This is a genomic window from Actinomadura sp. NPDC048955, assembly GCF_040649435.1.
Classification (GTDB): Bacteria; Actinomycetota; Actinomycetes; order Streptosporangiales; family Streptosporangiaceae; genus Spirillospora; species Spirillospora luteofluorescens.
On sequence record NZ_JBEZJI010000008.1, the window covers coordinates 193,212 to 220,050 of the forward strand.

Here is a 26,839-nt window from a genome sequence, read left to right on the forward strand (position 1 = left end):
TGGCGGTCAAGTAACGTTCTGCGCATGGTAAGCACCAAACACGAAGGACCCATCCAGATCATCCGGGACAACCCGGAAGTCGTGGCCCAATTACTCAAAACCGCCTTCGGAATCGAAGTGTCCGACGCGGCCACCATCAGGTCGACGAGCGAGAGCTGTACCCAGCTGGCCCCCGCCGCCTACGTCGCCGACAACGTCGTGGAGATATGCGAAGGCGGGTCCACCGAGCCCACCATCGGCGTCATCGCCGAGACCCAGCTCGCCAAGGACCCCGACAAGCACGGCAGCTGGCCGGTCTATCTGACCTCGCTGCACGCCAAGCTCCTGTGCCCCTGCTATCTCCTCGTCATCTGCCCCAGCCGATCGGTGGCGGAATGGGCGCGCGAGGCGATCCAGATCGGTCACCCGGGCTTCAACCTCGTCCCGTACGTGGTCGGTCCTGGCATGGAACCCCTCGTCACCACCCCCGACCAGGCCGCACAGCGGCCCGAGATGACCGTTTTGGCCGCACTGGCCAACATCATCCCGACCGACAAGGAGTCCCTGGAAATCACGCACGCCGCCCTCGCCGCCATCTCGAACGAGGACGAGGAAAACGGTCGTCTGTACACTGACCTGGTAATGGGCGTGCTCTCGAAAGGCGCCCGAAAGATCTTGGAGGGGTACGTGAAAACCGGAGCCGCCGGATACAAGTTCAAGAGCGAGCCGTTCCGGCGCTCGCACGCCGAAGGTAAGGCCGAGGGGGAGGCGGAGTCGGTGCTGAAGGTTCTCGATGCGCGGGGGCTGTCGGTGTCGGACGCTATGCGCGAGCGGATCCTGGCCTGCACTGACCAGGAGCAGTTGGATCAGTGGCTGGTCCGCGCCGCCACGGCCGAGCACGCCGACCACCTGTTCGGCTGAGCCGTCCGCGTGTTCGTCAGGTGAGGACGCCCCCGGTGGTGGCCGGGGGCGTTTTCTCGTCACGGGGCCTCGGTGGGGTCTTCCAGGAGGTCGTCGAACTCGCCGTCCTTGACGCCGGCGATGAAGGCGTCCCACTCGGCCTCGGTGAAGTAGAGGATCGGGCCCTCCGGGTTCTTGGCGTCGCGCATCACGACGGCCCGCTCACCGAAGTCCTTGTGCTGGACGGGGACGTCCTTGCCATCGATGAACTCGATGATGACCCCGTCGCTGAGGATCGGTTCCTGTCCGGTCACTGGCACCCCTTGTTCGTCCTGGCCTCTGACGGGTCCAAGGCTAATGGGGAAGGGGCGGGCGGCACATGGGAAAGCGGTGACTCTGCGTTCGCTCCCGTGTCGCTCAGTCGATGAGGAGGCGGGAGGCGGTGATCTCCAGGCGGGCCTGGATCTCCTCGGCGGTGGCGTTGCCGCGCAGCATCTCGATCATCTCCATCGTCCAGATGCCGGACAGGGCGCGGGCGACGAGGCGGCGGGGGTCCTCGGCGGGGATGTCCTCCGGCGGGCCGGACGCGGCGCGCAGGAGGAGCTCGCTCATGCGGTCGCCGAAGTCGGTCTTGACGTCGGACAGGAGGAGGGAGCGGATCAGCGCCTCGGCCAGCTCCGGCTCGCGCATCAGGCCGCGGGTGGCGCGCATCAGCACCTCGACGGCGCGGTCCGGTGCGCCGCCGGCGCGGGGCGGGCGGCGCTCGATGCTGCCCTCGAGGAGGTCGAGCTCCTCGCTGACGACGGCGACGACGAGGTCCATCTTGGACGGGAAGTAGCGGTAGAGGGTGCCGAGGGCGACGCCCGCGCGCTCGGAAACGGTGCGCATCTGCATCGCCTCGATCCCGCCGCGCGATGCGAGCGCCGCGGCCGCCTGGACGATACGCTTGCGCCGCTGGTGCTGGCTGCGGGAGCGCACGCCCTGGCCGCCCGGCTGACCCCGGGTCTCGTCCCCGGTCACTGTCGGCTCTGCGGTCACGGTCGCCTTCCCTTCTGTGCGGGCACGGTCGCCCGACGCGTCCTCCCCAGCGTACCGCTCTCGCGAGAACCTGTTATCTGATCGGTTCATCGCGATCTCGTCCCCGGTGCCCCATGCCCGTCCGGTTTCCCATGACACCCAGGCGAACCGGGTCGTGGACGGGAGAGATCGTCCCTCTGGACACTTAGTAGAATCTGTTCTACTTTTTCGCCGTGGGACGGATCGGGGAGGTGGGCCGGTGAGCGTCGCGGCGCTGCTGGAGGCGCGGGCGGGCGACGACCGCCCCGGGCTGCGGTCCGCCGACGACGGCCGGGCCTGGACGTGGCGGGAGGTCGTGGCCGAGTGCGCGGCCCGCGCGGCGTGGATGCGCGGCGAGGCGCGTCCCGAACGGCCGGCCCACGTCGGTGTGCTTCTCGACAACCTTCCCGAGGTGGTGTTCCTCCTCGGAGGCGCGGCGCTGTCGGGGGCGGTGGTCGTGGCGCTGAACCCGACGCGGAGCGGCGCCGAACTGGCGGGCGACGCCGAGCGCGCCGACTGCGATCTCGTGCTGACCCAGCCGCGGTACGCCGGGAAGGCCGCCGCGCTCGGGCTCTCGGTCGTGGACGTGGACGCCTTCGGTGAGCTGGTCGCGCCCTACGCGGGCTCGCCGCTGCCCGGCGCCGCGGCGACCGGCCCCGGGGCCCTGCTGATGTTGATCTTCACCTCCGGGACGTCGGGGCGGCCGCGGGCCGTCCGCGTCACCCATCGGAAGGTGGTCGTGCCGGGGGAGATGCTCGCCGAGCGCATGCTGTCGCCGGAGGCGGTCGTCTACTGCCCGATGCCGCTGTTCCACTCGGGCGCGGTCATGGCGGCGTACGCGCCGGCGCTGGCCGCCGGGGCCGAGCTGGTGCTGCGCTCCCGGTTCTCGGCGTCGGCCGTCCTGCCGGACGTGCGCGCCCACGGCTGCACCTACCTGCACTACGTCGGCAAAGCCCTCTCGTACGTGCTGGCCACGCCGGAGGGAGAGGACGACGCCGACAATCCGGTGCAGTTCGCCTTCGGAAACGAGGCTGCGCCGCTGGAGCAGAAGGCGTTCGGCGAGCGTTTCGGGTGTTTCGTCATCGACGGCTACGGCTCGACGGAGACCGCGATCTCGCTGGCGCCCGACCCGTTCGGCCCGCAGGGCGCGCTGGGGAGGCTGACCGAGGGCATCGCGATCCTCGACCCGGCGGGACGGCCGTGCCCTCCCGGCGTGTTCGACGAGGCCGGACGGCTGGTGAACGGCGACGAGGCCGTGGGGGAGCTGGTCAACACCGGCGACCTCGGCCTGTTCGACGGGTACTACAAGGAGGACGCCCCCGACCGGCTCCGCGACGGCATGTTCTGGAGCGGCGACCTCGCCTACGCCGACGCGGACGGCTACATCTTCTTCGCCGGGCGCAGCGGCGACCGGCTCCGCGTGGACGGCGAGAACTTCGGCGCCGTGCAGGTGGAACGCGTTCTGGCGGAGCTGCCCGGGGTCCGGCAGCTCGCCGTGTACGGGGTCCCGGACGCGGCGTCCGGCGACCAGGTGATGCTCGCCGTCGCCGCCGACGACTTCGACCCGGGCGCGTTCGCCGCGTACCTGCGCGGGCGCGCCGACCTCGGCCCGAAGTGGATCCCGCGGTACGTGCGGGTGGCGCGGGAGCTGCCCGCGACCGCCTCCAACAAGATCCTCAAGCGCCGGCTGGCCCGGGACGCCTGGCGCACCGACGACCCGGTGTGGTGGCGGCCCGGCCGCGACCTGGACTACCGCCCGATGAGCGCGGCGGACGCGGCCGCGCTGCGGGCCGAGTTCGAGCGCCGCGGCCGGCTGCACCTGCTGGAAGGGAGCGGATGAGTGGACTTCGACCTCGACGAGACCCAGCGAGAGATCAGGGGGCTCGCGGCGGACGTGCTCGCGCGGGAGGCCGCGCAGGAGCGGCTGGAGGCGTTCGAGAAGAGCGAGGCGCCCTATGACGACGTGACGTGGAAGGCGCTCGCGCCGGCGGGGCTGCTCGGCGTCGTCCTGCCCGAGGACGCCGGCGGCGCCGGGCTCGGGCCGGTGGAGCTGGCGGTGATCCTGCGGGAGGTCGGGGTCCGCACCGCGCCCGTCCCGGTGTACGCCTCGCTCGCGCTGGCGGCCGTTCCGATCGGGGCGCACGGGACGCCGGAGCAGCGCGCCCTGCTGGCCCCGCTCACCGAGGGCGCGACGATCCTGACGGGCGCCTACCGCGAGGTCGGCCCGGCCGGTGAGATCGCGGCGACGGCCCGCGCGGACGGCGACGGCCATGTGCTGGACGGCGTGAAGACGTTCGTCCCGTACGCGCGGGAGGCGTCCCGGATCCTCGTCCCGGCCCGCGTCGAGGGCGGCGGCGTCGGGGTGTTCCTCGTGGAGCCCGCCGCCGTGACGATCACCGAGCATCCGTCGGCGACGTCCGAGCCGCTGTCGCGGGTCGCCCTGGACGGCGTCCGGGTCGGCGCGGACGCCCTGCTCGGCGGGACGGCGGACGGCGCCGCCTGGGACACGCTGCGCCGCTCGGCCGTCGCGGGCGCGGTCGCCGTCGCGTCCGGCGTCATCGAGGGCGCGCTGGAGCTGACGAAGGAGTACACGAAGACGCGCGAGCAGTTCGGCCGGGCGCTCGCGCAGTTCCAGGCGGTCACGATGCAGATCGGGGACGTCTACATCGCCAAGCGGGCCCTGGACGTGGCCGTGTGGGCGGGCGTGTGGCGTCTCGCGCAGGGCGCGAGCGACGCCGAGGAGGTCCTCGCCATCGCCGCCTACAACGCGTGCGACCCCGTGGTGAAGGCGCTGTACACCTGCCAGCACCTGCACGGCGGCATCGGCCTGGACATCACCTACCCGCTGCACCGGTACTTCGCCTGGGGCAAGCACTGCGGCCATCTGCTCGGCGGCGGCGAGGACCGTCTCGACGCGCTCGGCGCCCTCATCGCCCAGGAGGCCTGAATGTTCATCGACCTGACCGACGAGCAGAAGCGGCTGCGCGCCGAGCTGCGCGAGTACTTCGAGAACTGCCTGACCGCCGAGCAGCGCGCCGCGATCCGCGCCGACCCGTTCGGCCCGCCCTACCTGGAGCACTGCCGGCGTCTCGGCCGCGACGGGATGCTCGGCGTCGCGCTCCCGAAGGAGTACGGCGGCCGCGGCTACGGCCCGGTCGAGCAGACGATCTTCGCCACGGAGATCGCCCGCGCCGAGGTCACCTACCCGCTGATCACGCTGAACTCGGTGGCGCCGACGATCCTGCAGTACGGCTCGGACGCGCACAAGGAGCACTTCATCCCGCGCATCCTCGCCGGCGAGTGCCACTTCGCGATCGGCTACAGCGAGCCGGGCGCCGGGACCGACCTCGCGGCCCTGCGCACCACCGCCGTCCGGGACGGCGACCACTACGTGGTCAACGGCCAGAAGATCTTCACCTCGGGCGCCCACCACGCCGACTACGTGTGGCTCGCGGCCCGCACCGACCCGCAGGCCAAGAAGCACAAGGGCATCTCGATGCTCGTCGTGGACTGCAAGGACCCGGGGTTCTCCTGGACGCCGATCATCACGATGGACGGCGCGCACCACACCAACTCGACGTACTTCCAGGACGTCCGGGTCCCGGCCGACATGCTGGTCGGCGAGGAGAACAAGGGCTGGGACCTCATCGTCAACCAGCTCAACCACGAGCGGGTCACGCTCGGACCGGCCGGGAACATCGGGCACACCCACGTCCGGTTCGCGCGCTGGGCCCGCACGACCGCGGGACCGGGCGGCCGCCCGCTCATCGAGGAGCCGGCCGTGCGCCGCGCGGTCGCGCAGGTGTACGCCTACCTGCGCGCCAACGAGTTCCTCAACTGGCAGGTCGCGGCGAACCAGGACCTCGGCTGGCTCGGCGCCGCCGACGCGTCCGCCACCAAGATCTACGCCTCGGAGCGGATGCAGGAGGTCGGCCGCATCGTCGGGGACGTCCTGGCCCGCTACGGCGACCCGGGCGACCCGGAGACGGCGGCGTTCATGGAGGCCCAGGACCGGCTCGCGAAGGGCGCGCTCGTGCTGACCTTCGGCGGCGGCGTCAACGAGATCCAGCGCGAGCTCATCGCGATGATCGGGCTCGGTCTGCCCCGGGCGCCGCGCTGACGCGCCGGCCCGGAGCCGGCCGGGTCTGACGGGCGGTCCGCCGGCCGCCCGTCAGACCTTCCTGGCCTGGACCTTCTTGGGCTCGGCGCCGTGGGCGAAGCCGCTGGCCTGCCGCGGGTCGCGGTGGGGCTGCTTCTGGGAGCGGAGCCGGAGCGTGGTGCGGCGGAGGTCGTCCATGAACAGCTCGGCGAGGTCGTGCCCGAACCCGTTGCGCACCACGACGCGCAGGACGTCGAGGTCGGTGCGGTTCTCGGGGAAGCTGTAGGCGGGCACGAGCCAGCCGGACTCGCGCAGCGCGGCGGAGACGTCGTAGACGGTGAAGCCGTCGAAGTCCTCCCGGACGCGGAACGCGAAGACGGGGAGGTCGCCACCGCCGGTGAGCTTGTAGAAGGGGTAGAGCCCGTCGATCTCGGCGGCCAGCCGGGTGGCGACGTCCCGGCACGTCTGCTGGACGCGGCGGTACCCGTCGAAGCCGAGCCGCAGGAAGTTGTAGTACTGGGCGACGACCTGCGCCCCGGGGCGCGAGAAGTTCAGCGCGAACGTCGGCATGTCGCCGCCGAGGTAGTTGACGTGGAAGACGAGGTCGTCCGGCAGGGCCTCCTCGTCGCGCCACAGCGCCCAGCCCACGCCGGGCATGACCAGCCCGTACTTGTGGCCGGAGGTGTTGATGGAGGCGACCCGGGGCAGCCGGAAATCCCAGAGCAGGTCCGGGTCGAGGAACGGGGCGATCATCGCGCCGGACGCGCCGTCGACGTGGATCGGGACGTCGAGCCCGGTGCGCGCCTGGAGGTCGTCGAGCGCGGCCGCGATGTCGGCCACGGGCTCGTAGCTGCCGTCGAACGTGGAGCCGAGGACGGCGACGACGCCGATGGTGTTCTCGTCGCACAGCTCCACGGCCTCCCGCGCGCCGAGGTGGTAGCGGTCGCCCTCCATCGGCACGTAGCGGGGCTCGACCTCGAAGTAGTTCGCGAACTTCTCCCAGCAGATCTGCACGTTGACGCCCATGACGAGGTTGGGGCGGTCCGCCGGTTCGCCCGCGGCCCGCCGCCGCTCCCGCCAGCGGCGCTTGAGCGCGAGGCCGCCGAGCATCGCGGCCTCGCTGGACCCGGTGGTGGAGCAGCCCACGGCGTGATGCGGGTCGCCGGCGTTCCAGAGCCGGGCGAGCATGCGCACGCAGCGCAGCTCCAGCTCGGCGGTGCGAGGGTACTCGTCCTTGTCGATCATGTTCTTGGCCTCGCACTCGGCCATCAGCATCCGAGCCTCCGGCTCGGCCCACGTGGACACGAACGTCGCCAGGTTCAGCCGCGCGTTGCCGTCCAGCATCAGCTCGTCGTGGACCACCTGGTAGGCGGTGGACGGCTCCATCTCCCCGGCGGGCAGCCGGTACCGCGGGACCGTCAGGGGCTCCCGCGTGAAGATCGGATTGACCTCCAGGTCGCGGCCGCCGCGCCCGGCGCGGGGCGGGTGCTTCGGAGCCATGTCGCCCTCCTCGTCCGTGCGGGGACGCGGCGTCCCCCGGCACCGCACGACAAGTACCCGCGCCGGCGCCGCGCACACACAGGGTGAATGCGTCGTCGCAGGCCGGCGCGGGCCGGGCCGTGCCGCGGGCGGGTCAGTCGCGCGGCGGGGCGGGCTCGTTCAGCCCGTTCTCCAGGATGGCGAAGGCCTGGTCAACGGTCTCCGACAGCGTGGCGAACGTCCCGCCGAGGCGGCGGGTGGCGTCGGCGGCGGCCTGGAACGCGCAGGTGCTGGCGGCGGCGACGACGTGCGGGCGCAGGTCCTTCGCGGGGTCGAGGCCCATGCGCTCGGCGATGACCTCGGTGAGCAGCGCCTGTTTCTTCTGGGCGTGCTCCAGGCTGCCCGCCATCAGCGTCGGGCTGTCGCTCATCATCGTGAGCATGCACTCGAAGCGGCCGGTGTCGAAGCCGAGTTCGCCGGCCTCGCACGCCCGCGCGATCTCCACCACGGTGTGCCGCAGCGCGGTCATGATCGGCTCGTCCGGCGGGCGTTCGGCGAACTTGCCGAGGACGGCGCGGGTCTGCTCTTCCTGGAAGGTGAGGGCGACGTCCTCTTTCGAGGCGAAGTAGCGGAAGAACGTCCGGGACGAGACGTCCACGGCGTCGGCGATCTCCTCGACGGTGGTGGCGTCGAACCCCTTCTCGGCGAAGAGGGTGAACGCCGCGTCGACGAGCGCCTCTCGGGTGCGCTGCTTCTTGCGTTCGCGCCTGCCCGGGGGCTGGGAACCGGGGCCGGACGTGCCGGTCTCGGGGGCGGTCGCGGTCATGCGCGCATTGTAATCGCCCGGCGATCGTCCGTCGACCCCGCTCTGTCGTGACGTGAAACATGTCGCATGCATGCGAAGGGCAGTTGACGACATCTGTCATGCCATGACAGTTTGAAGCCCTGCCAAGCCGGAGGTCGATGATGACTCAACCCCATGGCGCCGAGACCCTCGAACCGGGCGCCGTCCACATACCCCCGCGCGACCAGGCGCGCGGCCGTCCCGCCAGGGCCGGGCACGGGCATCCCTGGCTCACGCTCGTCGCGGTCGCGCTGGGCGTGATGATGGTCGGGCTGGACGCGACCGTCGTGTCCATCGCCAACCCCGCGATCGCCAAGGACCTCGGCGCGAGCCTGTCCGGCCTGCAGTGGGTCACCAACGCCTACCTGCTGGCCCTCGCCGTCACGCTGATCCCGGCGGGGAAGATCGCCGACCGGTTCGGCCGCAAGCGCACCTTCCTCGCGGGCGTCGTCGGGTTCGCCGTGTCGTCGGTGCTGATCGGGCTCTCGGGCGGGCTCGGCATGGTGATCTTCTGGCGGGTCGTGCAGGGGTTCGCGGGGGCCCTCCTGCAGCCGGCCAGCCTCGCCCTCCTGCGCAACACGTTCCCGGCCGAGCGGCTCAACGCCGCGATCGGCATCTGGGGGTCCACGGTCGGCATCTCCATCGCCGGCGGCCCGATCGTCGCCGGGCTGCTGGTGGAGAACGTCAACTGGGAGTCGGTGTTCTTCCTGAACGCCCCGCTCGGGCTGGTCGCGCTGCTCGTCGGCCTGTGGGTGATCCGCGAGTCGCGGGACGAGGAGGCCGCCGGCTCCTTCGACCTGCCGGGCGTCGCGCTGCTCAGCGGCGCGCTGTTCGCCCTGGTCTGGGGGCTCATCAAGGCCGGCGAGAACGGGTTCGGCCACGCCGTCCCGCTCGTGTCGTTCGCCGCGTCCGCCGTGCTGTTCGCCGCGTTCGTCTGGAACGAGCTGCGGGTGGAGCGCCCGCTGCTGCCGCTCGGGCTGTTCCGGTCGGTGTCGCTGTCGGCGGCCACCGGCCTCATCGTGCTCGGCTTCTTCGGGATGTTCGGGACGATCTTCTTCATCACCCTGTACCTGCAGCAGGTGCACGGCATGAGCCCGGTGGACGCCGGCGTGCGGATGCTGCCGATGACCGGCGTGTTCATCGTCGCCTCCCCGGTGGCGGGCGCGCTGACCAGCCGGTTCGGGCCGCGGGTGCCGCTCGTCCTCGGGATGGCGTTCACCGCGACCGCGATGTTCGGCCTGTCGCGCATCGGGGTGGACGCCCCGTACGTGCAGCTGTGGCCGTGGTTCGTGCTCGTCGGCCTGGCGTTCGGGATGGTCATCGTCGCCGGCACCGAGGCCATCGTCGGCAACGCGCCCGCCCACCTCGCGGGCGTCGCGGGAGGCCTCCAGCAGACCGCCGCGCAGGTCGGCGGCGTCCTCGGCACGTCGGTGCTGGGCGTGCTGCTGTCGACCAAGGTCGGGGACGTGCTGTTCGGGCGGCTCACCGAAGCGGGCCTGCCCGGCGCGGCGGCGCGCCAGCTCGAAGGACAGGGCGGGCTCGTCTCGCAGGGGGTGGCGCCCGTACCGCCCGGCGCGTCGAAGCCGGCGGCCGACGCCATCACGACCGGGAGCCACCTCGCGTTCATGGACGGGTTCCAGACGTCCCTGACCGTGGCGGGCGCCGTCGCACTCGTCGCGGTCCTCGCCGCGCTCCTGGTGCGGCGGGGGAGTTCTCCGGTCGAGGGCGCGGCCGCCGCGTAGGTCCCGGTCTAGGCTGCCGGTGTGACGGGTTGCGCGAGGCTCGGCCGGATCCTCCGGTCCTATCCGATGCCGCTGACGTTCCTCGGACTGTTCGCGGCCATGTGGACGGTGCAGGCCCTGATCCTGCCTCCGGGCGCGCGGCATGCGCTGATCGCCTGGGCCAGCACCAACCTGGCCAACCTCGCGGTCAACCCGGTCGGGACGATGGTCGCCTCGGCGTTCGTCGCCGAGGGGTCGCAGGGCGTGCTGCTGGTCGTGGCGGCGGTCGGGCTGTTCCCCGTCACCCGGCGGTTCGGGAACCTGCGGGCCGTCGCCCTCATCACGGCCTCGCACGTGCTCGGCACGCTCATCAGCCAGGGCATCGCGCTGGCGCGGCTGGAGGCGGGCCTGCTGTCGGACTCCATCCGCACCGTCCCCGACGTCGGGCCGTCCTACGTGCTGTGCGCGGCGCTCGTCGCGGCCTTCCTGTACGGGCACGGCCGGGCCCGCCGGCTGGCCGCGCTGGCCTGCTGGTGCGCGCTCGTGCCCGTCCTGCTGGACGGCCTGTTCACGCTGGAGGTCGCCGCCGTCGGCCACCTGGTGGCCATGCTGACCGGCGCGGTCGCCGGCCGGCTGCTCTCGCTCCTCGAACGCCGCCGCGGGCCCGCGCCGCTCGGCGCGGTGCCCGCCGGTCCTCCGGCCGCCGGAGCCGCGGAGATCTGACCCCCGGTCAGCCCTCGCCGCCCGGCTGGGGGGCCGGGTTCGAGGTGGGGCTCGGGCTCGGGGTGCCCGGGTCGGTCGGCGGGTCGGACGGGGTGCCGGTCGGCGGCGGCGTCGTCGGGTCGGTGGACCCGTCGTCCGGCGGGGTCGTCGGGTCGGACGGCGTGTCCGGGGGAGTGGTCGGCGTCGTGTCGTCCGGGGGCGTGGACGGCTGCTCCGGCTTCGAGGGGGTGCCGGAGGCCGGCGGCTTCGCGCGGGCGGGCTCCTTCGACGGCGACGTCGCGGGCGGCGCGGGCGCCGCGCCGCCGGCCGGGGAGCCGCCCGCCTGCTGCGGCGGCGTGCCGTACGCGGTCGTCACCGGGTTCCGCGACCCGCCGTCGGCGCGCTCGGAGCCGGTCAGGCCGGGCGCCGGGTCCTGCGGGACGCCGTGGCTCGACGTGGACGCCGGGTGCGTCTGCCCCTTGCTCGCCGTCGGCGTGAGCGAGGCGGCGCTGCCGCCCTTGGCCGCCGGCCAGGACACCAGCAGCCCGATGACGGCGGCGGCCGAGGCGGCGACGCCCGCGACCGCGCCGAGGCCCTTGGAGAGCGGGCCGGAGGCGCCGCGCTTGCGGCGGTCCGCCCGCTCGGGTCCGATCACGACGAGCGGGCTCGGCGAGATGACGCTCGGCAGCGGCCGGGCGGCCTCCTCCTCGCAGGCCGCGAGGACCTGGTCGCGCAGCCAGCCGGGTGCGTGAGCGGGGGCCCGCTGGGCGAGCAGCCGCGGCAGCCGTCCCTTCTCGAACGCCGCGATGAGGTCGAGCCGAGCCTCGGTGGCGCCGCGCATCAGGATGTCGAGGACGGCCCGCTCCAGCCGCGTCCGCGCCGCGTTGAGCAGCTGCAGGACGGTGTCCGGCGCGAGGCCGAGGACGCGGGCGATGTCGTGCGGTTCGAGCCATTCGCCCGCCGACAGCAGCAGCACCTCGCGGTGGTCGGAGCGCAGGCTTCCGGCGGCGCGCAGCAGCGGGTCGGGGCCGGCGAACAGGGGGCCGCGCCCGGCGGCGGCGCCGAGGCCCGGCTCGCCGGTGAACGCGCCGCGCTCGGCGCACGCCGTCCGGGAGAGCGAGTAGAGCCAGAGCACGCTGTCGCCGCGCGGCGGCTGGTGCACGGCCGCGCTGAACGTGTCGCCGACGGCCGTCGCCGCGAGCTGGTCGCCGACCAGCGACCAGCAGTAGGCGTACAGGCGGTCGGCGTGCGCGTCGTAGAGCGAGCCCAGGTCTCCGCCCATGTTGCCCCCCGTCTCCGGCCGGTTTCACTTCCGACAAATCGTGCATATCGCTGGCCAGGGGGACTCTAGCGCCTCTGATCAACCCATGAGAAGCCAGGGATCGGACACCACGTCGAATAGCACGGAAGGTAGCAGGGACCACTGCGGACGGTGACGTTCACGGAGATTTAAGAAACTTCCTGAAAAACCGCTGATTTCTGATCCGGTTCAGCAGGGAAGACTCGAACCCGTTATCGAATTACCGGAGGAGTCAATGGTGACCCGGCTCACAGTGGACGACGTCTACCAGCACATTCGCGGCGTCTGCTTCAAGACGGGCCCGCCCGGGACGGTCGGCGCGGAGACCGAGTGGCTCGTCGTCGACGCCGGCGATCCGGCGGCCCACGTGCCCGCCGAGCGGGTGCGCGCCCTCGTCGACGGGGCCGGTCCGCCGGCCGGCGGGAGCAAGGTGACCTACGAGCCCGGCGGGCAGCTCGAACTCAGCTCCGCCCCGTTCGGGACGCTCGACGACCTGACCGTCTCGCTCGGCCGGGACATCGACCACGTGCGGGACGTGCTCGCGCCGGACGGGCTCGCGCTCGCCGGGCACGGCGTCGACCCCGTCCGCGTTCCGCGGTTCCAGGCCGACCACCCCCGCTACGCGTGCATGCGGGACTACTTCTGCGCGGGCGGCTTCCACGACGCGGGGCTGGCGATGATGTGCTCGACCGCGTCGGTCCAGGTGAACCTGGACATCGGCGCCGACGACGCGGACGCGTCCCGCCGCTGGAGGCTCGTGCACGCGCTCGGCCCGGTGCTGGTCGCCGCGTTCGCCAACTCGCCCCTGCGGGAGGGCCGCCGCACCGGGATGCGCTCGTCCCGGCAGGCCATCTGGACCGAGCTCGACCCGTGCCGCACGCTGCCGGTGCTGCGGGACGGGGCGGACGGCGACCCCGCCGAGGCCTGGACGCGGTACGCGCTCGACGCACAGGTCATGCTCGTCCACACCCCGGACGACCAGTGGGTGCCCGCCCCCGGGATGTCCTTCCTGGAGTGGCTGGCCAAGGGCGAGCCCGGCGAGGACGACCTCGCCTACCACCTGTCCACGCTGTTCCCGCCGGTGCGGCCGCGCGGCTGGCTGGAGTTGCGCATGATCGACGCGCTGCCCGGCCCGTACTGGCCGGTCCCGGTCGCCGTCGCCACGGCCCTGCTGGACGACCCGGCCGCCTCGCGCGCCGCCGAGGCCGCGGCCGAACCCGTGGCGCACCGGTGGGCGCAGGCCGCCCGGCACGGCCTGTCGGACCCCGCCCTCGCCGGGGCCGCGCGGGCGTGCTTCGCGGCGGTGCTGGACGCGCTTCCGCGGCTCGGCGCGCCCGGGCTCGTCCCGCTGGTCGAGGAGTACGCCGTCCGGTACGTCCTGCGAGGCCGCAGTCCCGCCGACGACCGCCCCGCCGGCCCCCCGACACGTCCGCTGGAGGATCCGACATGAGCTCGCCTGGCCCGTCCGCCGACGAGGCCGCCCTGAAGGAACTGATCGCCGACGAGCTCGGCGCGGTGCGCGACCGCAGCTTCGGCCTCACCACCGACGTCCTCGCCGAGGACGATCTCACCGCGCAGGTGTCGCCGCTGATGTCGCCGCTCGTCTGGGACCTCGCGCACGTCGGCAACTACGAGGAGCTGTGGCTGCTCCGCGCGGCCACCGGGCAGGAGGCGATGCGCCCCGAGATCGACGACCTGTACGACGCGTTCGAGCATCCGCGCGCGGAGCGGCCGGAGCTGCCGCTGCTCAAGCCGGCGGAGGCGCGGTCCTACCTCGGCACGGTCCGCTCCAAGGTGCTCGACTCGCTGCCGTCGGTGCGCTTCGACACCCCGGACCCGCTGACGTCCGGCGGGTTCGTGTACGGGATGGTCGTCCAGCACGAGCACATGCACGACGAGACCATGCTGGCCACGCACCAGCTGCGCCGCGGGGCCCCCGCCCTGCTCGACCCCAAGGCGGAGCCACTCCAGGTCCCCGGCGAGGCGTCCGGCGCGGACGAGGTGCTCATCGAGGCGGGCCCCTTCCAGATGGGGACCTCGGACGAACCATGGGCGTACGACAACGAACGTCCCGTGCACCTCGTCGACCTGCCCGCGTACTACATCGACGTGGAACCGGTCACCAACGCCGCCTACACCGCCTTCATCGAGGCCGGTGGCTACGACGAGCCGCGCTGGTGGGACCCGGCCGGGTGGGAGTGGCGCAACGGCAGCGGCAAGCGCGCCCCCGCCTTCTGGGAGCGTGAAGGGGGACAGTGGTCGCGGCGTCGCTTCGGGCGGTCGGAACCCGTCCCGCCAGGCGAACCCGTCCAGCACGTGTGCTGGTACGAGGCCGACGCGTACGCGCGGTGGGCGGGGAAGCGGCTGCCGACCGAGGCCGAATGGGAGAAGGCCGCCCGCTGGGACCCCGTCGCGGAACGGTCGCGCCGCTATCCCTGGGGCGACGTCTACGAGGAGGGGCGCGCCAACCTCGGACAGCGCTCGCTCCGTCCGTCCGAGACCGGCTCCTACGCGGCCGGAGCGTCGGCGTACGGGGTGAGGCGCCTGCTAGGGGACGTGTGGGAGTGGACCTCGTCCGACTTCCACGGGTACCCCGGCTTCCGCTCGTTCCCCTACAAGGAGTACTCGGAGGCCTTCTTCGGACCCGACTACAAGGTGCTGAGGGGCGGGTCCTGGGCCACGCACCCGCTCGCCATACGCGGCTCGTTCCGCAACTGGGACTACCCCATCCGCCGGCAGATCTTCTCCGGGTTCCGCTGCGCCCGCTCGGCGGCCGGGGAGGCGCGCTAGATGTGCCGCCATCTCGCCTACCTGGGGCCCGAGCGGACGCTGCACTCCCTCATCTACGAAGGGGAGCACTCGCTGGAGACCCAGTCGTACGCGCCGCGCATGACGCAGGGCGCCATCCTCAACGCCGACGGGTACGGCGTCGGCTGGTACCAGGACGGCGAGGCCGTCCGGTTCCGCCGCGCCCAGCCCATCTGGACCGACCAGTCGTTCCGCGAGGTCGCCGGGGCCGTCCGCGCGTCGTGCGCGGTCGCGGCGCTGCGGTCGGCGACCGTCGGGTTCCCCGTGGACGAGTCGTGCGCCCAGCCGTTCCGCGCCGGCCCGTGGCTGTTCAGCCACAACGGGAAGATCGAGGGCTACGGCGGCGTCGAGTCCAAGCTGCGGGAGCTGGCCGGGGACATCGCCGAGATCCCCGACGCCCGCGCGCCCGTCGACTCCGCGCCGCTGTTCGCCCTCGCTGTCCGGAACTGGCGGGAGGGCGCGCCGCTCGGCGAGGGCCTCGCCGCCGTCGTCACCGCGATCACCGCGCTGGCCCCCGGCCGCTACAACCTGCTCGCCTCGGACGGGACGGCCCTGGCCGCCACGACCTGGGGCGACTCCCTGTTCGTCCGCGAGGGCGGGGACGCGGTCCAGATCGCCTCCGAGCCTCCGGACGGCGACCCCGCGTGGCGCCGCGTCCCCGACCGCTCGCTCGTCACCGCCGGGCCCGCCGACGGCGTCCGCATCACCCGCCTCTGACATCACCCACCCTCTGACATCACCCGCTTCCGACATCGCCCGCCACCGAAGGAGAACCACGTGGACCGGTTCCTGACCGCCGACGACCTCGCCAAGTCCCTCCGCCAGGACGTCCGGGCCGGGCTCACCGGCGTGCCCAAGACGCTGCCGCCCAAGTGGTTCTACGACGAGCGCGGCAGCGCGCTCTTCGAGGAGATCACGCGGCTGGAGGAGTACTACCCGACCCGGCGGGAGCGGGAGATCCTCGCCGCCCGGGCGTCCGGCATCGCCGCCGCCACCGGCGCCCGGACGCTGCTGGAGCTCGGCGCGGGCTCGGGGGAGAAGACCCGGGTGCTGCTGGACGCGCTGGCCGGCACGCTGGAGACCTACGTTCCGGTGGACGTCAGCGGCGACTTCCTGGAGCAGGCCGCGGCCGGGATCGCCGCCGACCACCCCGGCCTGACCGTCCGGGCCGTCGCCGCCGACTACGAGCAGCACCTGCCCCTGCTGCCCGGCGGCGAGCGGCGCCTCATCGCCTTCCTCGGCGGGACGATCGGGAACATGCCGCCCGCCGAGCGCATCGGGTTCCTCGGCGGCGTGCGCGCCACCATGGCCGAGGACGACTTCCTGCTCGTCGGCGCCGACCTCGTCAAGGACCCCGGGCGGCTCGTGCGCGCCTACGACGACGCGGCGGGCGTCACCGCCGAGTTCAACCGCAACGTCCTGTCGGTCGTCAACCGGGAGCTGGACGCCGACTTCGACATCGGCGCGTTCGAGCACGTCGCGGCCTGGAACGCGGCCGAGGAGCAGATCGAGATGCGGCTGCGGTCGCTGCGCGCCCAGGACGTCCGCATCCGCGGCCTCGACCTCGACGTGTCGTTCACGGAGGGGGAGGAGATGCGCACCGAGATCTCCGCCAAGTTCCGCCGGGAACGGCTGGAGGCGGAGCTCGGCGCCGCCGGGATGGAGCTCGCCGAGTTCTGGACGGACGAGGCCGGGGACTTCTCCCTCACCCTCGCGGCCCCCGCCTCCCGCTGACGCTCAGCCCTTGCGGACGGGGTGCGCGAGGCCCATCCGCTTGAGGTCCGCCGCCAGGCGGGTCGCCACGTACAGGTGGCCCGCCGGCGTCGGATGGGTGCGGTCCTGCTTGATGAGGCGCGGCGCGTTGCCCTGGCCCGTCAGCAGGTCGCCGGTGATCCAGCCCTCGCCCATCGGGTCGACGAACGGGACGCCGAGCTGCCCGGCGAGGTTCTTCAGCGCGTCCCGGACGGCGAGGGCGCCGGGCAGCGGCGTCCCCGTCCCCCAGAGCGGGCCCACCAGCACCAGGCGGGTGCCCGGCCAGCGCTGCCGGGCGCGCTCCAGCAGCACGTGCGCCGCCGCCGCGACCTGCGCCGGGGGGATCCGCCAGTCGTTGTGGCCGCCGGACACGATCAGCATGTCGGGCGCCGGGCGCCAGCCGAGCTGGCTCTCGAACAGGCCGAGGAACGCGTGCGGGCCGCGGCCCCTCTGGACGTAGCCGGTCCCGGACCGCCCGCCGACGACGACCTGCCAGCCGAGCAGCCGCGCGGTCGCGGAGGCGTAGGTCGACTCCGGCTCGACGCCGCGGTCGCCGACCGTGTAGCTGTCGCCGAGGAACATCACGACGGGCGGCGCCTCGCGTGCCCCGTCGGTCTTCGGGCCGTCCGCCGCGGCCTGCTTGTGCACCGACCCCGCGAGCAGGGAGCACCCCGCGATCAGGGAACTTCCGGCGAGCGACAGGACCGCCGCCAGGCTCAGGCACAGCAGCCGGGTCGCCGCGCCGCGTCGGGCGCGGCGAGATGTCATGGAGTACCACCAAGGAGATCGGGGGACGCCTCCGCATCTTACTGACCTCGCGCCGCTCACGCGCGCACTCCGCGACCATGCCGTCACCGTGCCGCGGCCGTCTCGTCACCGTGCGGGGGCGGTGCCGCGCCCGCGGGGCGGTGACGAATCGCGTCCTTCCCTACATCCGCCGTTCACCCGGCGGATCGGACCGGGCCACCTGGCGGCGGGAGGGTGCCGCGGTGACTCGACGGGAACGGCTGAGCGAACTCGACCTGCTGCGCTTCGCGGCCGCGCTGGCGGTGGTGCTCTACCACTTCACGGGATTCGGCGGCGCCGGGGCGTGGCCCGTGCCCTCGCAGGAGGTCTTCCCCGAGATCGCGCCGGTCACCCGGTTCGGTTACCTGGGCGTCGACCTGTTCTTCGTCATCAGCGGGTTCGTGATCCTCATGAGCGCGTGGGGACGCGGCCCGGGCGAGTTCGGTATCTCCCGGCTCGTCCGGCTGATGCCCGCCTACTGGGTGAGCGTGCTGCTGGGCGCCGCCGTCTACGCGCTGTTCCGGACGGGCCACGGCGTCCCCGGCCTGATCGTCCCCAACCTGACGATGCTCCAGGGCGGGCTCGGCCTGCGGAACGTGGACGCCGTCTACTGGACGCTCTGGGTCGAGCTGCACTTCTACGTGCTCGCCGCCGTCCTCGCGGGGATCGGGATCACCTACCGCTCCTGCCTGGTCTTCATGGCGGCCTGGATGCTCGGCGGGGTCTTCGCCGACGAGGCCGACAGCAAGATCCTCCAGGTCATGCTGGTCCCGACCTGGAGCTGCTACTTCATCGCGGGCATGGCGCTGTACATGATCCACCGGTTCGGCCCGACGCTGCTGCTCTGGGGGTACGTCGCCGCGTCCTACCTGATCGCGCTGCGCTGGGGCGCCTGGCGCGCGGAGAACGTGTTCAGGGGCGCGGACGAGACCGTGGTCAGCGCCGTCATCACGGGCATCTTCGCGGTGATGATCCTCGTCGCCACCGGGCGGCTGAGCCGGCTGCGCCGGCGGGGCCTGACCGTTCTCGGGGCGCTCACCTACCCCCTCTACCTCGTCCACTCCCAGCTCGCGCTTCCCCTGCTGGACGCGGTGTATCCGGGGCTCGACCGCTGGGCGGCGCTGGCCGTCGCCGTCGGGGCCTCCCTGCTGGCCGCCTACGCCGTGCACCGCCTGGTGGAACGTCCCGGCGCGGCGTGGATGAGGGCCCGGCTCATGGCGTCGTTGAAGCCCATGCGGCCGCCTGAGGAAACGTCTACGTTGGTCGCTCGTGGCGATCGGGGTGGACGGGGCGGTGCTGACCTCGACGGCGGTGAGCCTCGCGATCGCGCCCCGGTGGAAGCGGCGCGCACCTGACCCCTCCTCCGGCTCGGGGCGGCGCTGGGCCCGCCCGGAGGCGTTCCTCTGCCTCGTCGTGGGGCTCGTCTATCTGAACCAAGTGCTCTTCACCGTGTACGTGCTGCGCGTTCACAGCGGAGACGTCTCGTTCGTCGCGAAGTATCTGCCCGAGGGATGGTTCGCGCTTGAGGGCGGCCCGGCCATGCACGGCCTGGCGGAACGCTTCCCTGCGCCGGAGTTGCTGGCCCCGTCCGTCCTCCGCGTGCAGGCGTTCCTCGAACTGCCGTTGGTTCTGCTCGCGTACGTGACGGTGCTGCGGTGGCTGGACCGCGGCCTGTACTGGCGCCTGGCGCGCTCGTGGCTGGTGTGGGCCGCGTCGCTCTCCTACACGTTCGTCTTCTGCATGGTCGAGTGGGATCTGCACAACCCCTACACGGTGGACGACATCGTGATCCGGGCCTGTTCGGCTGTGGCGACGCCCTTGCTGCTGCGCTGGCTGGCGGCGCAAGAAGACTCCGGTACGGACGAGCCGTCGTTCCCGCAGATGCTCCTGTTCGCCGCATCCGTGTGGGCGCTGGGGCAGGTGGTGTTGACTGTCTATGACACGGCCCTCTTGTACAACCTCGGTCATCTGGGGGGACGACTACCAGGCGCGGCCGTAGCCGTCTGCGTCCTCGCGGGAGCGCGATGGGCGTCGTCCCGTCTGGGACCAGGCGAGGCGGGTGTCGCCCTGGCGTCGGTCATCAGCGGACTGCGGTGGGGGCTGCTTCTCTTCTTCGTCCCGGCGCTCGCCATCCGCTACGGAGTGAACTTCGGCATACCGCTCCTGGCGGCGACGGCCGGGCTGCTCGTCTGCGTGACGGCCGCCGTGTGCGCTCTGCGGAACGTGCTGTCCGGCCTCGGAAAAGCCCGTATCGCGCTTTGGGCCGTCCAGGCGGCGGTGGCGCTTCTCGCCGGAGCGGCGACCGGTTGCACCGCCGTCCGCCTGGTCACGGACACCTACTACGAGGCGGGCCTGCTGAGGGGCGCCGCCTCCTGCCTCGCCGCCGTCATCGCGGTCTGCGCGCTGAGCGACCGCTATTTCGGACGGCGGTGTGACACATTCGAGTCCGCCCGCGCTGAGGGAGATATGGGCGTCCGGTCGTTGTGAGCGGGCATCGACCGGACGCGCCGCCTCTGGCGGGCCCGTCTCCCCCGGGCGGGCCCGCCGGGGCACTTGAGGTCTCAGGCCGCCTCGTCCGGTGACTGGAGTTCCTCGGTGTAGCTGACCGGCGTCCGGCGCATCACGCCGGACTCGTCGACGGAGTACTGGCCGAGCCGCCACAGCGGCGGCGAGTAGGCGTGGATCGAGACGCTGGCCTCCTCCACCCCGGTGAGCCGGTGGATGTGCTCGGGGCCGAAGCAGAAGGACGCGCCCTCGTGCATGACGGTCCGCAGGGGGTCGCCGCCCATGCGCGGGTTGTTCTCCTCGATGGCGCCGGCGACGACGCGGACGGCGCCCGAGGAGATGTCGTGGTCGTGCCAGCCGGTGTCGTTCTCGGGCGTCCAGCACAGCAGCCAGACGTCGACGTGCTCGTCCCGGTGCAGGGAGACGTAGTGGCGGCGGCCCTCGGGGAACGCGACGTGCGGTCGCCACACGCCGGGCCGCGCGGCCAGGTCGTCGACCAGTTCCCGCAGTTCCCGCTTGTCGAGGGGGCGGCCGGGCAGGTGCCCCAGTCCGCTGGGACGGGGCAGGACCTCGGAAGACACGGGGTTCGCTCCTCTCCGAAACCGTCGGTGGGTACGGTCCGTTAAGCCCGGGACCGGCCGCGAACCGCCAGGCCAAGGCTTCTGAACCGCATCAGTTAACCGTTTCAGTGAACCGCTTCAGTGGCGAATTCGTCAAGGGCGGGTGCCGTGCTCTGTCGGTGGCGGCCTCTAGGGTTGGAGGGATGTCGGAAAAGCGCAAGCGCGCGACCATCCGGGAAGTGGCGCAGGCGACGGGGCTGTCGCCGGCGGCCGTCTCATACGCGCTGCGCGGCATCCAGACCTCCGAGGAGACGCAGGAGCGCGTCCGCGCCGCGGCGCGCGAGCTCGGCTACGAGGCCCACCCGATCGCGCGGGCGCTGGCCAGCGGCCGCACCGACCAGGTCGGCCTGCTGTGCGGCTCGCTGGAGGACTACTGGCAGCAGTCCCTCGCGGTCGGCATCGGGCGGGCGCTGCTCGCCCGCGGCCGCTACGCCCTGATCGTGGACGCCGGCGGCGACCCCGAACGCGAGCTGGCCCTCGCCCGGCGGCTGCGCGACCAGCGGGTGGACGGCCTGATCGTCCAGCCGCTCGACCCGTCCGCCGCGCTGTGGTCGGAGCTGGCGGCCGCGATCCCCGTCGTGTCCATCGGCGACGCCCTGCACGGCGGCCAGGCGCAGGGCGAGGTCGTCTTCGACAACCGGCGGGGCGTGACGCTCGCGCTGGAGCACCTGCGGGCCCTCGGGCACGAGCGCCTCACCGTGTTCACCCCCACCCTCGCCAGCACGCCGGACCGCCCGGCCGACGTGTACGTCAACGCCGAGGCCGAGCGGCTCGGCCTGAGCGTGGACGTCGTGGTCGTGCCGCAGTCCCTGGCCGAGTCCACCGAGGTCGCGCTGCGGGTGCTCGGCGGCCCCGGCCGGCCCACGGCCGTCTTCTGCTTCGCCGACTCCATCGCCTACGGCGTCTACGCCGCCACCCGCGAGCTGGGCCTCGCCGTCCCCGGCGACGTGGCCGTCTGCGGCTACGACAACCATCCGATGTCGGCGCTGCTGTCCCCGCCGCTCACCAGCGTCGAGTGGGACATCGACGGCATCGTCCACTCTGCCGTCCGCCTCGTCGTGGACGTCATCGACGGCAAGCCGCGCAAGCGCCGCGTCGTCCGCGAGCCGTCGCTGCGCGTCCGCGCCTCGACCGGCGAGACGGCGCCGGCGGGCTGAGGGTCAGGGGTGGAGCCGGTCCAGGTGCGGCAGGAGGTCCGCGGCGGCGGCGATGTCGGCGTCCAGCGGCCGGTCCTCGATCCGCGGGTCGAGGACGGCGCCCGCCATGTCCCACGCCGAGCGCAGCGGCCCGCCGGAGGGCGCCCGGCCCTGCATCCGCAGCGCGCGGACGGCGGCCACCAGTTCGCAGCCGAGCCCGAGCCGGTAGGCGGCGACCGCGTCGGTGGTCGCCCGCGCCGACTGCGTCGAGAAGCCCGCGTGCTCCTCGACGCCGCGCGACAGCACCGCGCTGCCCAGCGCCGCGGGGGTGGCGAGGCGCCGCACGTCGGCCAGGCACGAGTGGGCCACGTACTCCAGGATCATGATCCCGGACGAGGCCTCCGTCTCGCCCTGGAACGGGTAGAGGCCGGTGAACGACGGCTCGGCGAGCGTGCCGAGGCGGGCGGCGGCCAGCGCCATCGTCTGGAACAGGGCGGCGCGGGCCGCGTCCAGGGCGAGCCCGACGTAGGCGGTGTGGAAGTTGCCGTTGTGCCAGACCGTCCGCCCGGGGACGTCCACCAGCGGGTTCTCGGAGGCGGCGTTGATCTCCCGCGTGACGACCTGCTCGGCGTACCCGGCCGCCTCCAGCGCGGGGCCGTGCACCTGCGGGAACGCCCGGTAGCCGTAGGGGTCCTGGATGCGCATCGGCGGCGTCCGGTCGAAGGCGAGCAGCCCGCGCATCGCCGCCGCGGCCTGCTGCTGGCCCGGATGGGGGCACGCGTCCTGCACCGGCTGCGCGAACGGCTCCTCCGAGCCCCGGACGGCGAAGTGCGACAGCGCCGCCACGACGGTCGAGGCGCGCAGCGCCGCCCGCAGGTCGGCGACCGCGAGCGCCGCCTCGCCGAGCGTGGCGGCGTTGGAGCTGATGAACGCCAGCGCGTCGGCGGACCGCAGCCGGTAGCCCGGGCCGCGCTCCGGCCCGCCGTCCGGGCCCGGAAGCCACGCCCGCTCACCGAGCAGGCACAGCGCGGTCGAGGCCAGCGCCGTCAGGTCGCCGGTGCCGATCGCCCCGTACACCGGCACCGGGGGGAGCAGGCCCAGGTTGAGCACGTCCGCCAGCGCCTGCAGCACGCCCGGCTCCACGCCCGATCCGCCCGCCGCGATCTGGTTCAGCCGGACGGCCAGCATCGCCCGGACGATCTCCGGCGCGACCAGCGGCCCGGCCCCGGCCGCGTGGCTGCGCAGCAGCCGCAGGCCGTGGGCGTCGGAGTCCTCCCACTCGACGTCCACGACGCGGTTGGCGCCGACCCCCGTCGTCCGCCCGTACACGGGCTGCGCCTCGGTGACCTCGCGGACGACCCGCCAGGCGTCGCGCGCCCGCTCCACACCGGCGGCGGCTATGGCGACCGTCACATCCTCCCGGGCGGCGCGCGCCACCTGAGCGCATGTGAGCAAAGTCCCGTCGATAACGATTCGGCTGTTCTCCACGGCGACACGCTACTTTCCCTGCATTACCGGTAGATATGCTTTCATGCTTGTCGTTCCGGACATGCTGGGACACTGAGATGACGGTATCCATTGGTTACGGTTGGTTCACAGCAGGAATTCGATCATCGGCGTCGCGCGGGACGCCCGGCGAGGACGTGATTCGTTGATCACCTTTGAGGGCGTCACCAAACGCTATCCGGGGGGCACCGTCGCGCTCGACGACGTGAGCCTCGAATGCCAGACGGGCCGCATCACCGTGTTCGTCGGCACCTCCGGCGGCGGCAAGACCACCGCGCTGCGGACCATCAACCGGATGGTCGAGCCGACGTCCGGCCGCGTGCTGATCGACGGCAAGGACGTCCGCGAGCGCAAGCCCGCCGAGCTGCGGCGCGGCATCGGCTACGTGATCCAGCACGCCGGGCTCTTCCCGCACCGCACCATCCTCGACAACATCGCCACCGTCCCGTACCTGCTCTCCTGGAACAAGAAGAAGGCCCGGGACCGGGCGCTGGAGCTGATGGAGCGGGTCGGGCTCGACCCCGCGATGGGCAAGCGGTACCCGTTCCAGCTGTCGGGCGGCCAGCAGCAGCGCGTCGGCGTCGCGCGGGCCCTCGCCGCCGACCCGCCGATCATGCTGATGGACGAGCCGTTCAGCGCCGTCGACCCCGTCGTCCGCGCCGAACTGCAGGACGAGTTCCTCCGCCTCCAGGAGGAACTGCACAAGACGATCGTTTTCGTCACCCACGACATCGACGAGGCCATCAAGCTCGGCGACCGGATCGCGGTGTTCCAGACCGGCGGCAGGCTCGTCCAGATCGACAGCCCCGAGAACCTCCTCGCCCACCCGGCCGACGACTTCGTCGCCGGGTTCATCGGCCAGAACCGCGGCATCCGCACCCTCTCCTTCGCCGAGACGGGCGGCCTGCGGCTGAGCTCCGACACCGTCCGCACGGCGACCGCCGACGCGGCGGACGCGGCCGGCGCGGAGTGGGTGCTCGTCGTCGACGACGACCGGCGCCCCCTCGGCTGGGCCCGTCCGCCCGAGGTGACCGGCCCGCTCGGTAAGGCCAGGCTCAGCCCGGTCGGCCCGACGTTCCAGGTCGGGGGCGACTCCGTGCGGACCGCGCTGGACGCGGCCGTGCTGTCCCCGTCCGGGCTGGCGGTCGGCGTCGACGAGACCGGCGCGGTCGTCGGCACCGCGAGCGGGACCGACCTGCTGGCCGTCCCCACCCACGGCCGCGACGACGGCCATGCCGCGCCCGCCGCGCCCCCCGCCGCGCCCGAGGAGCCCGGCGATGCCGAGGAGGCCGACGCCGGAGGCGCCGGCTGATGGACATCGACTGGGGCTGGATCGGCGAGCACACCGACACGCTGACCGAGCACGCCCTCATCCACCTGCGGCTCGCGCTGCTGCCGGTGCTGTTCGGCCTGATCATCTCGCTGCCGGTCGGCATGCTGTGCCGCCGCTGGGGCTGGCTCTACCCGCCGGCGCTGACGGTCTCGAACGTCTTCTACGCGATCCCGTCGCTCGCGCTGTTCATGGTCTTCATCCAGTACACCGGCCTGACCGCGGCCACGGTCATGATCCCGCTGACGCTGTACAGCCTGTCGGTGCTCGTCCCGAACGTGGTGGACGGGCTGGCGTCGGTGTCCGAACCCGTCCGGCAGGCGGCCACCGCGATGGGCTTCGGCCCGCTGCGGCGCCTGCTCCAGGTGGAGCTGCCGATCGCCGTGCCCATCGTCATCGCCGGGACGCGCGTCGCCGCCGTCTCCTCCATCAGCCTCGTCGCCGTCGGCCAGCTGATCGGGCAGGGCGGCCTAGGCTACGACATCATCCGGGGCTACCAGCTCCAGTTCCAGACGCAGATCGTGGCCGCCACCGTCCTGATCGTCCTGCTGGCCCTGGTCACCGACGCGATCCTGGTCACCGTCCAACGCCTGCTCACCCCGTGGGCCCGAGCCCGGATGACCTCATGAACGAGCTGTGGAACCAGATCGACCTGTTCTGGACGTGGCTGACCACGTCCTCGCAGTGGCACGGCGGCGACGGCATCCCGCACCGCCTGCTCCAGCACGTCTACTACAGCGGCGTGGCGCTGGTGTGCGCCGCGGTCATCGGGCTCGCGCTCGGGCTGCTCGTCGGGCACACCGGCCGGGGCGGGTTCCTCGCGATCAGCCTGGCGAACGTCGCCCGCGCCGTCCCCACCTTCGGCCTGGTGCTGATCGTCGTGGTGATCGAGTACAGCATCACGCCGGTGCTCGTCGCGCTCGTCGCCCTCGCCGTCCCGCCGATCCTGGTCAACACCTTCGAGGGCGTCCGCGGCGTCGACGCCGACGCCAGGGACGCGGCCAGCGGCATGGGCATGACCGGCTGGGGCGTACTGTGGCGGGTCGAGCTGCCGATGGCGCTGCCCCTCATCCTGCTGGGGCTGCGCACGTCCGCGATCCAGGTCGTCGCCACCGCCACCATCGCCGCCTACCCCGGATTCGGCGGCCTCGGCCGCTACATCATCGACGGCCTGGCACGCAACGACTACCAGCTCGTCGTCGGGGGCACCGTCCTGGTGGTGCTGCTCGCGCTGATCGTCCAGGCGGCCTTCGCGGCACTGCGCCGCCTCCTCGTCTCACCGGGCCTGCTCGGCTCCGCCCGATCCTCCTGACACCGAAGGAAGAGCACCATGAACAAACTCATCAGGGGCGCGGTCGTCGGCCTCGTGGCCGCCCTGTCGCTGTCCGCCTGCGGGAGCGGCGACTCCGGAGACGACAGCAACCCGCTCTCCGGAGGCGGCGGGAACGGCACCGTCACCGTCGGCGGCGCGAACTTCCCCGAGAGCAACCTCCTCGGCGAGCTGTACGCGCAGGCGCTGGAGGCCAAGGGCGTCAAGGTCACCCGCAAGTTCAACATCGGCGCCCGCGAGATCTACTACGACCAGGTCGTCAAGGGCGGCATCAGCGTGATGCCCGAGTACAACGGCGCCCTGCTCACCACCTCGGTCGACAAGACCAGCACGGCCGCCACCACCGAGGAGATCAACGCCGCGCTCAAGGCCAAGCTGCCCGCCGGCGTCGAGATCCTGGACTCCGCGAAGGCCGAGGACAAGGACTCCGTCACCGTCAACCCGCAGACGGCCGCCAAGTACAGCCTGAAGTCGATCGCCGACCTCAAGCCGGTCGCCAAGGACCTCGTGATCGCCGGTCCCTCGGAGTTCAAGACCCGCCAGCAGGGCCTCGTCGGCCTCGAGAAGTCCTACGGCCTGAAGTTCAAGAAGTTCCAGCCGTTCGACGCCGGCGCCCAGGCCACCCTGGTGAAGCTGCTCACCGAGAACAAGGTCCAGGCCGCCGACCTGTTCACCACCGACCCGACGATCCAGCAGAACAAGCTCGTCGTCCTGGAGGACCCGGAGAACGTCTTCTCCGCCCAGAACGTCACGCCGCTGGTCAACACGAAGGCGGTGGACGAGAAGGCCCGGGCGGCGCTGAACGGCGTCTCCGCGAAGCTCACCACCCAGGACCTCCTGGACATGATGAAGCGCGTCGCCATCGACAAGGACGACCAGGAGAAGGTCGCCGAGGAGTGGCTGAAGAAGTCCGGCCTCGCGTAACCCCCGCACGCCGCCGACGGCCGAGTCCCGCCTGGGGCTCGGCCGTTCGCCGTCCCGGGCGG

The 26,839-nt window shown here is 72.6% G+C and carries 25 protein-coding genes; 17 read left to right on the forward strand and 8 right to left on the reverse strand.

Going from position 1 to position 26,839, the window contains the following annotated elements:
- The first annotated feature begins 24 nt into the window (after positions 1-24).
- Positions 25-900, forward strand: a complete 876-nt coding sequence (locus AB0C84_RS11505) for a hypothetical protein (protein ID WP_361064168.1) — start codon at positions 25-27, stop codon at positions 898-900.
- A 59-nt stretch (positions 901-959) separates the two neighbouring features.
- Here the strand turns inward: AB0C84_RS11505 and AB0C84_RS11510 are convergent, their stop codons facing one another.
- Entirely contained in the window at positions 960-1,193 is a 234-nt protein-coding gene (locus AB0C84_RS11510) for a DUF397 domain-containing protein (RefSeq protein ID WP_089314270.1), read from the reverse strand.
- Between the two features lie 103 nt (positions 1,194-1,296).
- Positions 1,297-1,917, reverse strand: a complete 621-nt coding sequence (locus AB0C84_RS11515; protein WP_258943421.1) for a TetR family transcriptional regulator — start codon at positions 1,915-1,917, stop codon at positions 1,297-1,299.
- A gap of 238 nt (positions 1,918-2,155) precedes the next feature.
- Here AB0C84_RS11515 and AB0C84_RS11520 point away from each other — a divergent pair, with 238 nt between their 5' ends.
- The 3 genes from AB0C84_RS11520 to AB0C84_RS11530 are packed head-to-tail and all read left to right on the forward strand — an operon-like array spanning position 2,156 to position 6,055.
- A complete protein-coding gene (locus AB0C84_RS11520) occupies positions 2,156-3,775 on the forward strand; it encodes an AMP-binding protein (protein WP_361064172.1) in 1,620 nt (539 codons plus the stop codon).
- Entirely contained in the window at positions 3,776-4,882 is a 1,107-nt protein-coding gene (locus AB0C84_RS11525) for an acyl-CoA dehydrogenase family protein (protein ID WP_361064175.1), read from the forward strand.
- Entirely contained in the window at positions 4,883-6,055 is a 1,173-nt protein-coding gene (locus AB0C84_RS11530) for an acyl-CoA dehydrogenase family protein (protein ID WP_361064178.1), read from the forward strand.
- Between the two features lie 51 nt (positions 6,056-6,106).
- Here AB0C84_RS11530 and AB0C84_RS11535 read toward each other — a convergent pair whose 3' ends face one another.
- Positions 6,107-7,534 (reverse strand): glutamate decarboxylase, encoded by a 1,428-nt coding sequence (locus tag AB0C84_RS11535; protein ID WP_361064181.1) that lies wholly within the window; start codon positions 7,532-7,534, stop codon positions 6,107-6,109.
- Between the two features lie 133 nt (positions 7,535-7,667).
- Positions 7,668-8,339 (reverse strand): TetR family transcriptional regulator, encoded by a 672-nt coding sequence (locus tag AB0C84_RS11540; protein WP_258943425.1) that lies wholly within the window; start codon positions 8,337-8,339, stop codon positions 7,668-7,670.
- 140 nt (positions 8,340-8,479) lie between these two features.
- On the opposite strand from AB0C84_RS11540, the gene AB0C84_RS11545 reads away from it, so the two are divergent.
- Both AB0C84_RS11545 and AB0C84_RS11550 read left to right on the forward strand, forming a co-directional pair.
- Entirely contained in the window at positions 8,480-10,099 is a 1,620-nt protein-coding gene (locus tag AB0C84_RS11545) for an MFS transporter (RefSeq protein ID WP_361064185.1), read from the forward strand.
- Positions 10,100-10,120: 21 nt separating this feature from the next.
- Positions 10,121-10,801 carry a rhomboid-like protein gene (locus AB0C84_RS11550; protein WP_361064188.1) on the forward strand — a complete coding sequence of 227 codons (681 nt, stop codon included), beginning with the start codon at positions 10,121-10,123 and terminating at the stop codon, positions 10,799-10,801.
- 7 nt (positions 10,802-10,808) lie between these two features.
- On the opposite strand, the gene AB0C84_RS11555 is transcribed toward AB0C84_RS11550, so the two are convergent.
- Positions 10,809-12,062 carry a hypothetical protein gene (locus AB0C84_RS11555; RefSeq protein ID WP_361064191.1) on the reverse strand — a complete coding sequence of 418 codons (1,254 nt, stop codon included), beginning with the start codon at positions 12,060-12,062 and terminating at the stop codon, positions 10,809-10,811.
- Positions 12,063-12,318: 256 nt separating this feature from the next.
- On the opposite strand from AB0C84_RS11555, the gene egtA reads away from it, so the two are divergent.
- From egtA to egtD, 4 genes are read left to right on the forward strand one after another with little or no spacing between them, the layout of a single operon-like run.
- The gene (egtA, locus tag AB0C84_RS11560; protein ID WP_361064194.1) at positions 12,319-13,530 is read left to right on the forward strand and encodes an ergothioneine biosynthesis glutamate--cysteine ligase EgtA; all 1,212 of its coding nucleotides are present in this window, start codon (positions 12,319-12,321) and stop codon (positions 13,528-13,530) included.
- Entirely contained in the window at positions 13,527-14,870 is a 1,344-nt protein-coding gene (gene egtB / locus AB0C84_RS11565; RefSeq protein ID WP_361064197.1) for an ergothioneine biosynthesis protein EgtB, read from the forward strand. Before egtA ends, egtB begins: the two co-directional genes overlap by 4 nt.
- On the forward strand, positions 14,871-15,605 hold the full coding sequence (gene egtC, locus AB0C84_RS11570) for an ergothioneine biosynthesis protein EgtC (RefSeq protein ID WP_258943431.1): 735 nt from the start codon (positions 14,871-14,873) through the stop codon (positions 15,603-15,605).
- 60 nt (positions 15,606-15,665) lie between these two features.
- The gene (gene egtD, locus AB0C84_RS11575; RefSeq protein ID WP_361064200.1) at positions 15,666-16,622 is read left to right on the forward strand and encodes an L-histidine N(alpha)-methyltransferase; all 957 of its coding nucleotides are present in this window, start codon (positions 15,666-15,668) and stop codon (positions 16,620-16,622) included.
- 3 nt (positions 16,623-16,625) lie between these two features.
- Here egtD and AB0C84_RS11580 read toward each other — a convergent pair whose 3' ends face one another.
- Complete coding sequence (locus AB0C84_RS11580) at positions 16,626-17,408, reverse strand: SGNH/GDSL hydrolase family protein (RefSeq protein ID WP_361064203.1); 783 nt, start codon at positions 17,406-17,408, stop codon at positions 16,626-16,628.
- Between the two features lie 221 nt (positions 17,409-17,629).
- Here AB0C84_RS11580 and AB0C84_RS11585 point away from each other — a divergent pair, with 221 nt between their 5' ends.
- Entirely contained in the window at positions 17,630-18,781 is a 1,152-nt protein-coding gene (locus AB0C84_RS11585; protein WP_361064206.1) for an acyltransferase, read from the forward strand.
- Positions 18,696-19,913: a hypothetical protein gene (locus AB0C84_RS11590; RefSeq protein ID WP_361064209.1), complete on the forward strand. Its 1,218-nt coding sequence runs from the start codon at positions 18,696-18,698 to the stop codon at positions 19,911-19,913. Before AB0C84_RS11585 ends, AB0C84_RS11590 begins: the two co-directional genes overlap by 86 nt.
- Before the next feature lie 74 nt (positions 19,914-19,987).
- Here AB0C84_RS11590 and AB0C84_RS11595 read toward each other — a convergent pair whose 3' ends face one another.
- Positions 19,988-20,512, reverse strand: a complete 525-nt coding sequence (locus AB0C84_RS11595; RefSeq protein ID WP_179843476.1) for a cysteine dioxygenase family protein — start codon at positions 20,510-20,512, stop codon at positions 19,988-19,990.
- 182 nt (positions 20,513-20,694) lie between these two features.
- Here AB0C84_RS11595 and AB0C84_RS11600 point away from each other — a divergent pair, with 182 nt between their 5' ends.
- Positions 20,695-21,708, forward strand: coding sequence for a LacI family DNA-binding transcriptional regulator (locus tag AB0C84_RS11600; protein WP_179843475.1), 1,014 nt, complete (start codon positions 20,695-20,697; stop codon positions 21,706-21,708).
- Positions 21,709-21,711: 3 nt separating this feature from the next.
- On the opposite strand, the gene AB0C84_RS11605 is transcribed toward AB0C84_RS11600, so the two are convergent.
- Positions 21,712-23,175 carry an aromatic amino acid ammonia-lyase gene (locus AB0C84_RS11605; protein WP_179843474.1) on the reverse strand — a complete coding sequence of 488 codons (1,464 nt, stop codon included), beginning with the start codon at positions 23,173-23,175 and terminating at the stop codon, positions 21,712-21,714.
- Positions 23,176-23,338: 163 nt separating this feature from the next.
- On the opposite strand from AB0C84_RS11605, the gene AB0C84_RS11610 reads away from it, so the two are divergent.
- From AB0C84_RS11610 to AB0C84_RS11625, 4 genes are read left to right on the forward strand one after another with little or no spacing between them, the layout of a single operon-like run.
- Positions 23,339-24,505 (forward strand): ATP-binding cassette domain-containing protein, encoded by a 1,167-nt coding sequence (locus AB0C84_RS11610; protein WP_361064214.1) that lies wholly within the window; start codon positions 23,339-23,341, stop codon positions 24,503-24,505.
- A complete protein-coding gene (locus AB0C84_RS11615) occupies positions 24,505-25,152 on the forward strand; it encodes an ABC transporter permease (RefSeq protein WP_179843472.1) in 648 nt (215 codons plus the stop codon). Before AB0C84_RS11610 ends, AB0C84_RS11615 begins: the two co-directional genes overlap by 1 nt.
- Complete coding sequence (locus tag AB0C84_RS11620) at positions 25,149-25,835, forward strand: ABC transporter permease subunit (protein ID WP_179843471.1); 687 nt, start codon at positions 25,149-25,151, stop codon at positions 25,833-25,835. The genes AB0C84_RS11615 and AB0C84_RS11620 overlap by 4 nt, the downstream gene beginning before the upstream one ends.
- Before the next feature lie 18 nt (positions 25,836-25,853).
- Complete coding sequence (locus AB0C84_RS11625; protein WP_179843470.1) at positions 25,854-26,777, forward strand: ABC transporter substrate-binding protein; 924 nt, start codon at positions 25,854-25,856, stop codon at positions 26,775-26,777.
- Positions 26,778-26,839 lie beyond the last annotated feature (62 nt).

Excerpts from the sequence above, each read along its gene's own strand:
- AB0C84_RS11505 (WP_361064168.1), top strand. The coding sequence starts at position 25 with ATGGTAAGCACCAAACACGAAGGACCCATCCAGATCATCCGGGACAAC.
- AB0C84_RS11530 (WP_361064178.1), top strand. The coding sequence starts at position 4,883 with ATGTTCATCGACCTGACCGACGAGCAGAAGCGGCTGCGCGCCGAGCTG.
- AB0C84_RS11535 (WP_361064181.1), bottom strand. The coding sequence starts at position 7,534 with ATGGCTCCGAAGCACCCGCCCCGCGCCGGGCGCGGCGGCCGCGACCTG.
- AB0C84_RS11540 (WP_258943425.1), bottom strand. The coding sequence starts at position 8,339 with ATGACCGCGACCGCCCCCGAGACCGGCACGTCCGGCCCCGGTTCCCAG.
- AB0C84_RS11545 (WP_361064185.1), top strand. The coding sequence starts at position 8,480 with ATGACTCAACCCCATGGCGCCGAGACCCTCGAACCGGGCGCCGTCCAC.
- AB0C84_RS11555 (WP_361064191.1), bottom strand. The coding sequence starts at position 12,062 with ATGGGCGGAGACCTGGGCTCGCTCTACGACGCGCACGCCGACCGCCTG.
- egtB (WP_361064197.1), top strand. The coding sequence starts at position 13,527 with ATGAGCTCGCCTGGCCCGTCCGCCGACGAGGCCGCCCTGAAGGAACTG.
- egtC (WP_258943431.1), top strand. The coding sequence starts at position 14,871 with ATGTGCCGCCATCTCGCCTACCTGGGGCCCGAGCGGACGCTGCACTCC.
- AB0C84_RS11580 (WP_361064203.1), bottom strand. The coding sequence starts at position 17,408 with ATGACATCTCGCCGCGCCCGACGCGGCGCGGCGACCCGGCTGCTGTGC.
- AB0C84_RS11600 (WP_179843475.1), top strand. The coding sequence starts at position 20,695 with ATGTCGGAAAAGCGCAAGCGCGCGACCATCCGGGAAGTGGCGCAGGCG.
- AB0C84_RS11615 (WP_179843472.1), top strand. The coding sequence starts at position 24,505 with ATGGACATCGACTGGGGCTGGATCGGCGAGCACACCGACACGCTGACC.
- AB0C84_RS11620 (WP_179843471.1), top strand. The coding sequence starts at position 25,149 with ATGAACGAGCTGTGGAACCAGATCGACCTGTTCTGGACGTGGCTGACC.
- AB0C84_RS11625 (WP_179843470.1), top strand. The coding sequence starts at position 25,854 with ATGAACAAACTCATCAGGGGCGCGGTCGTCGGCCTCGTGGCCGCCCTG.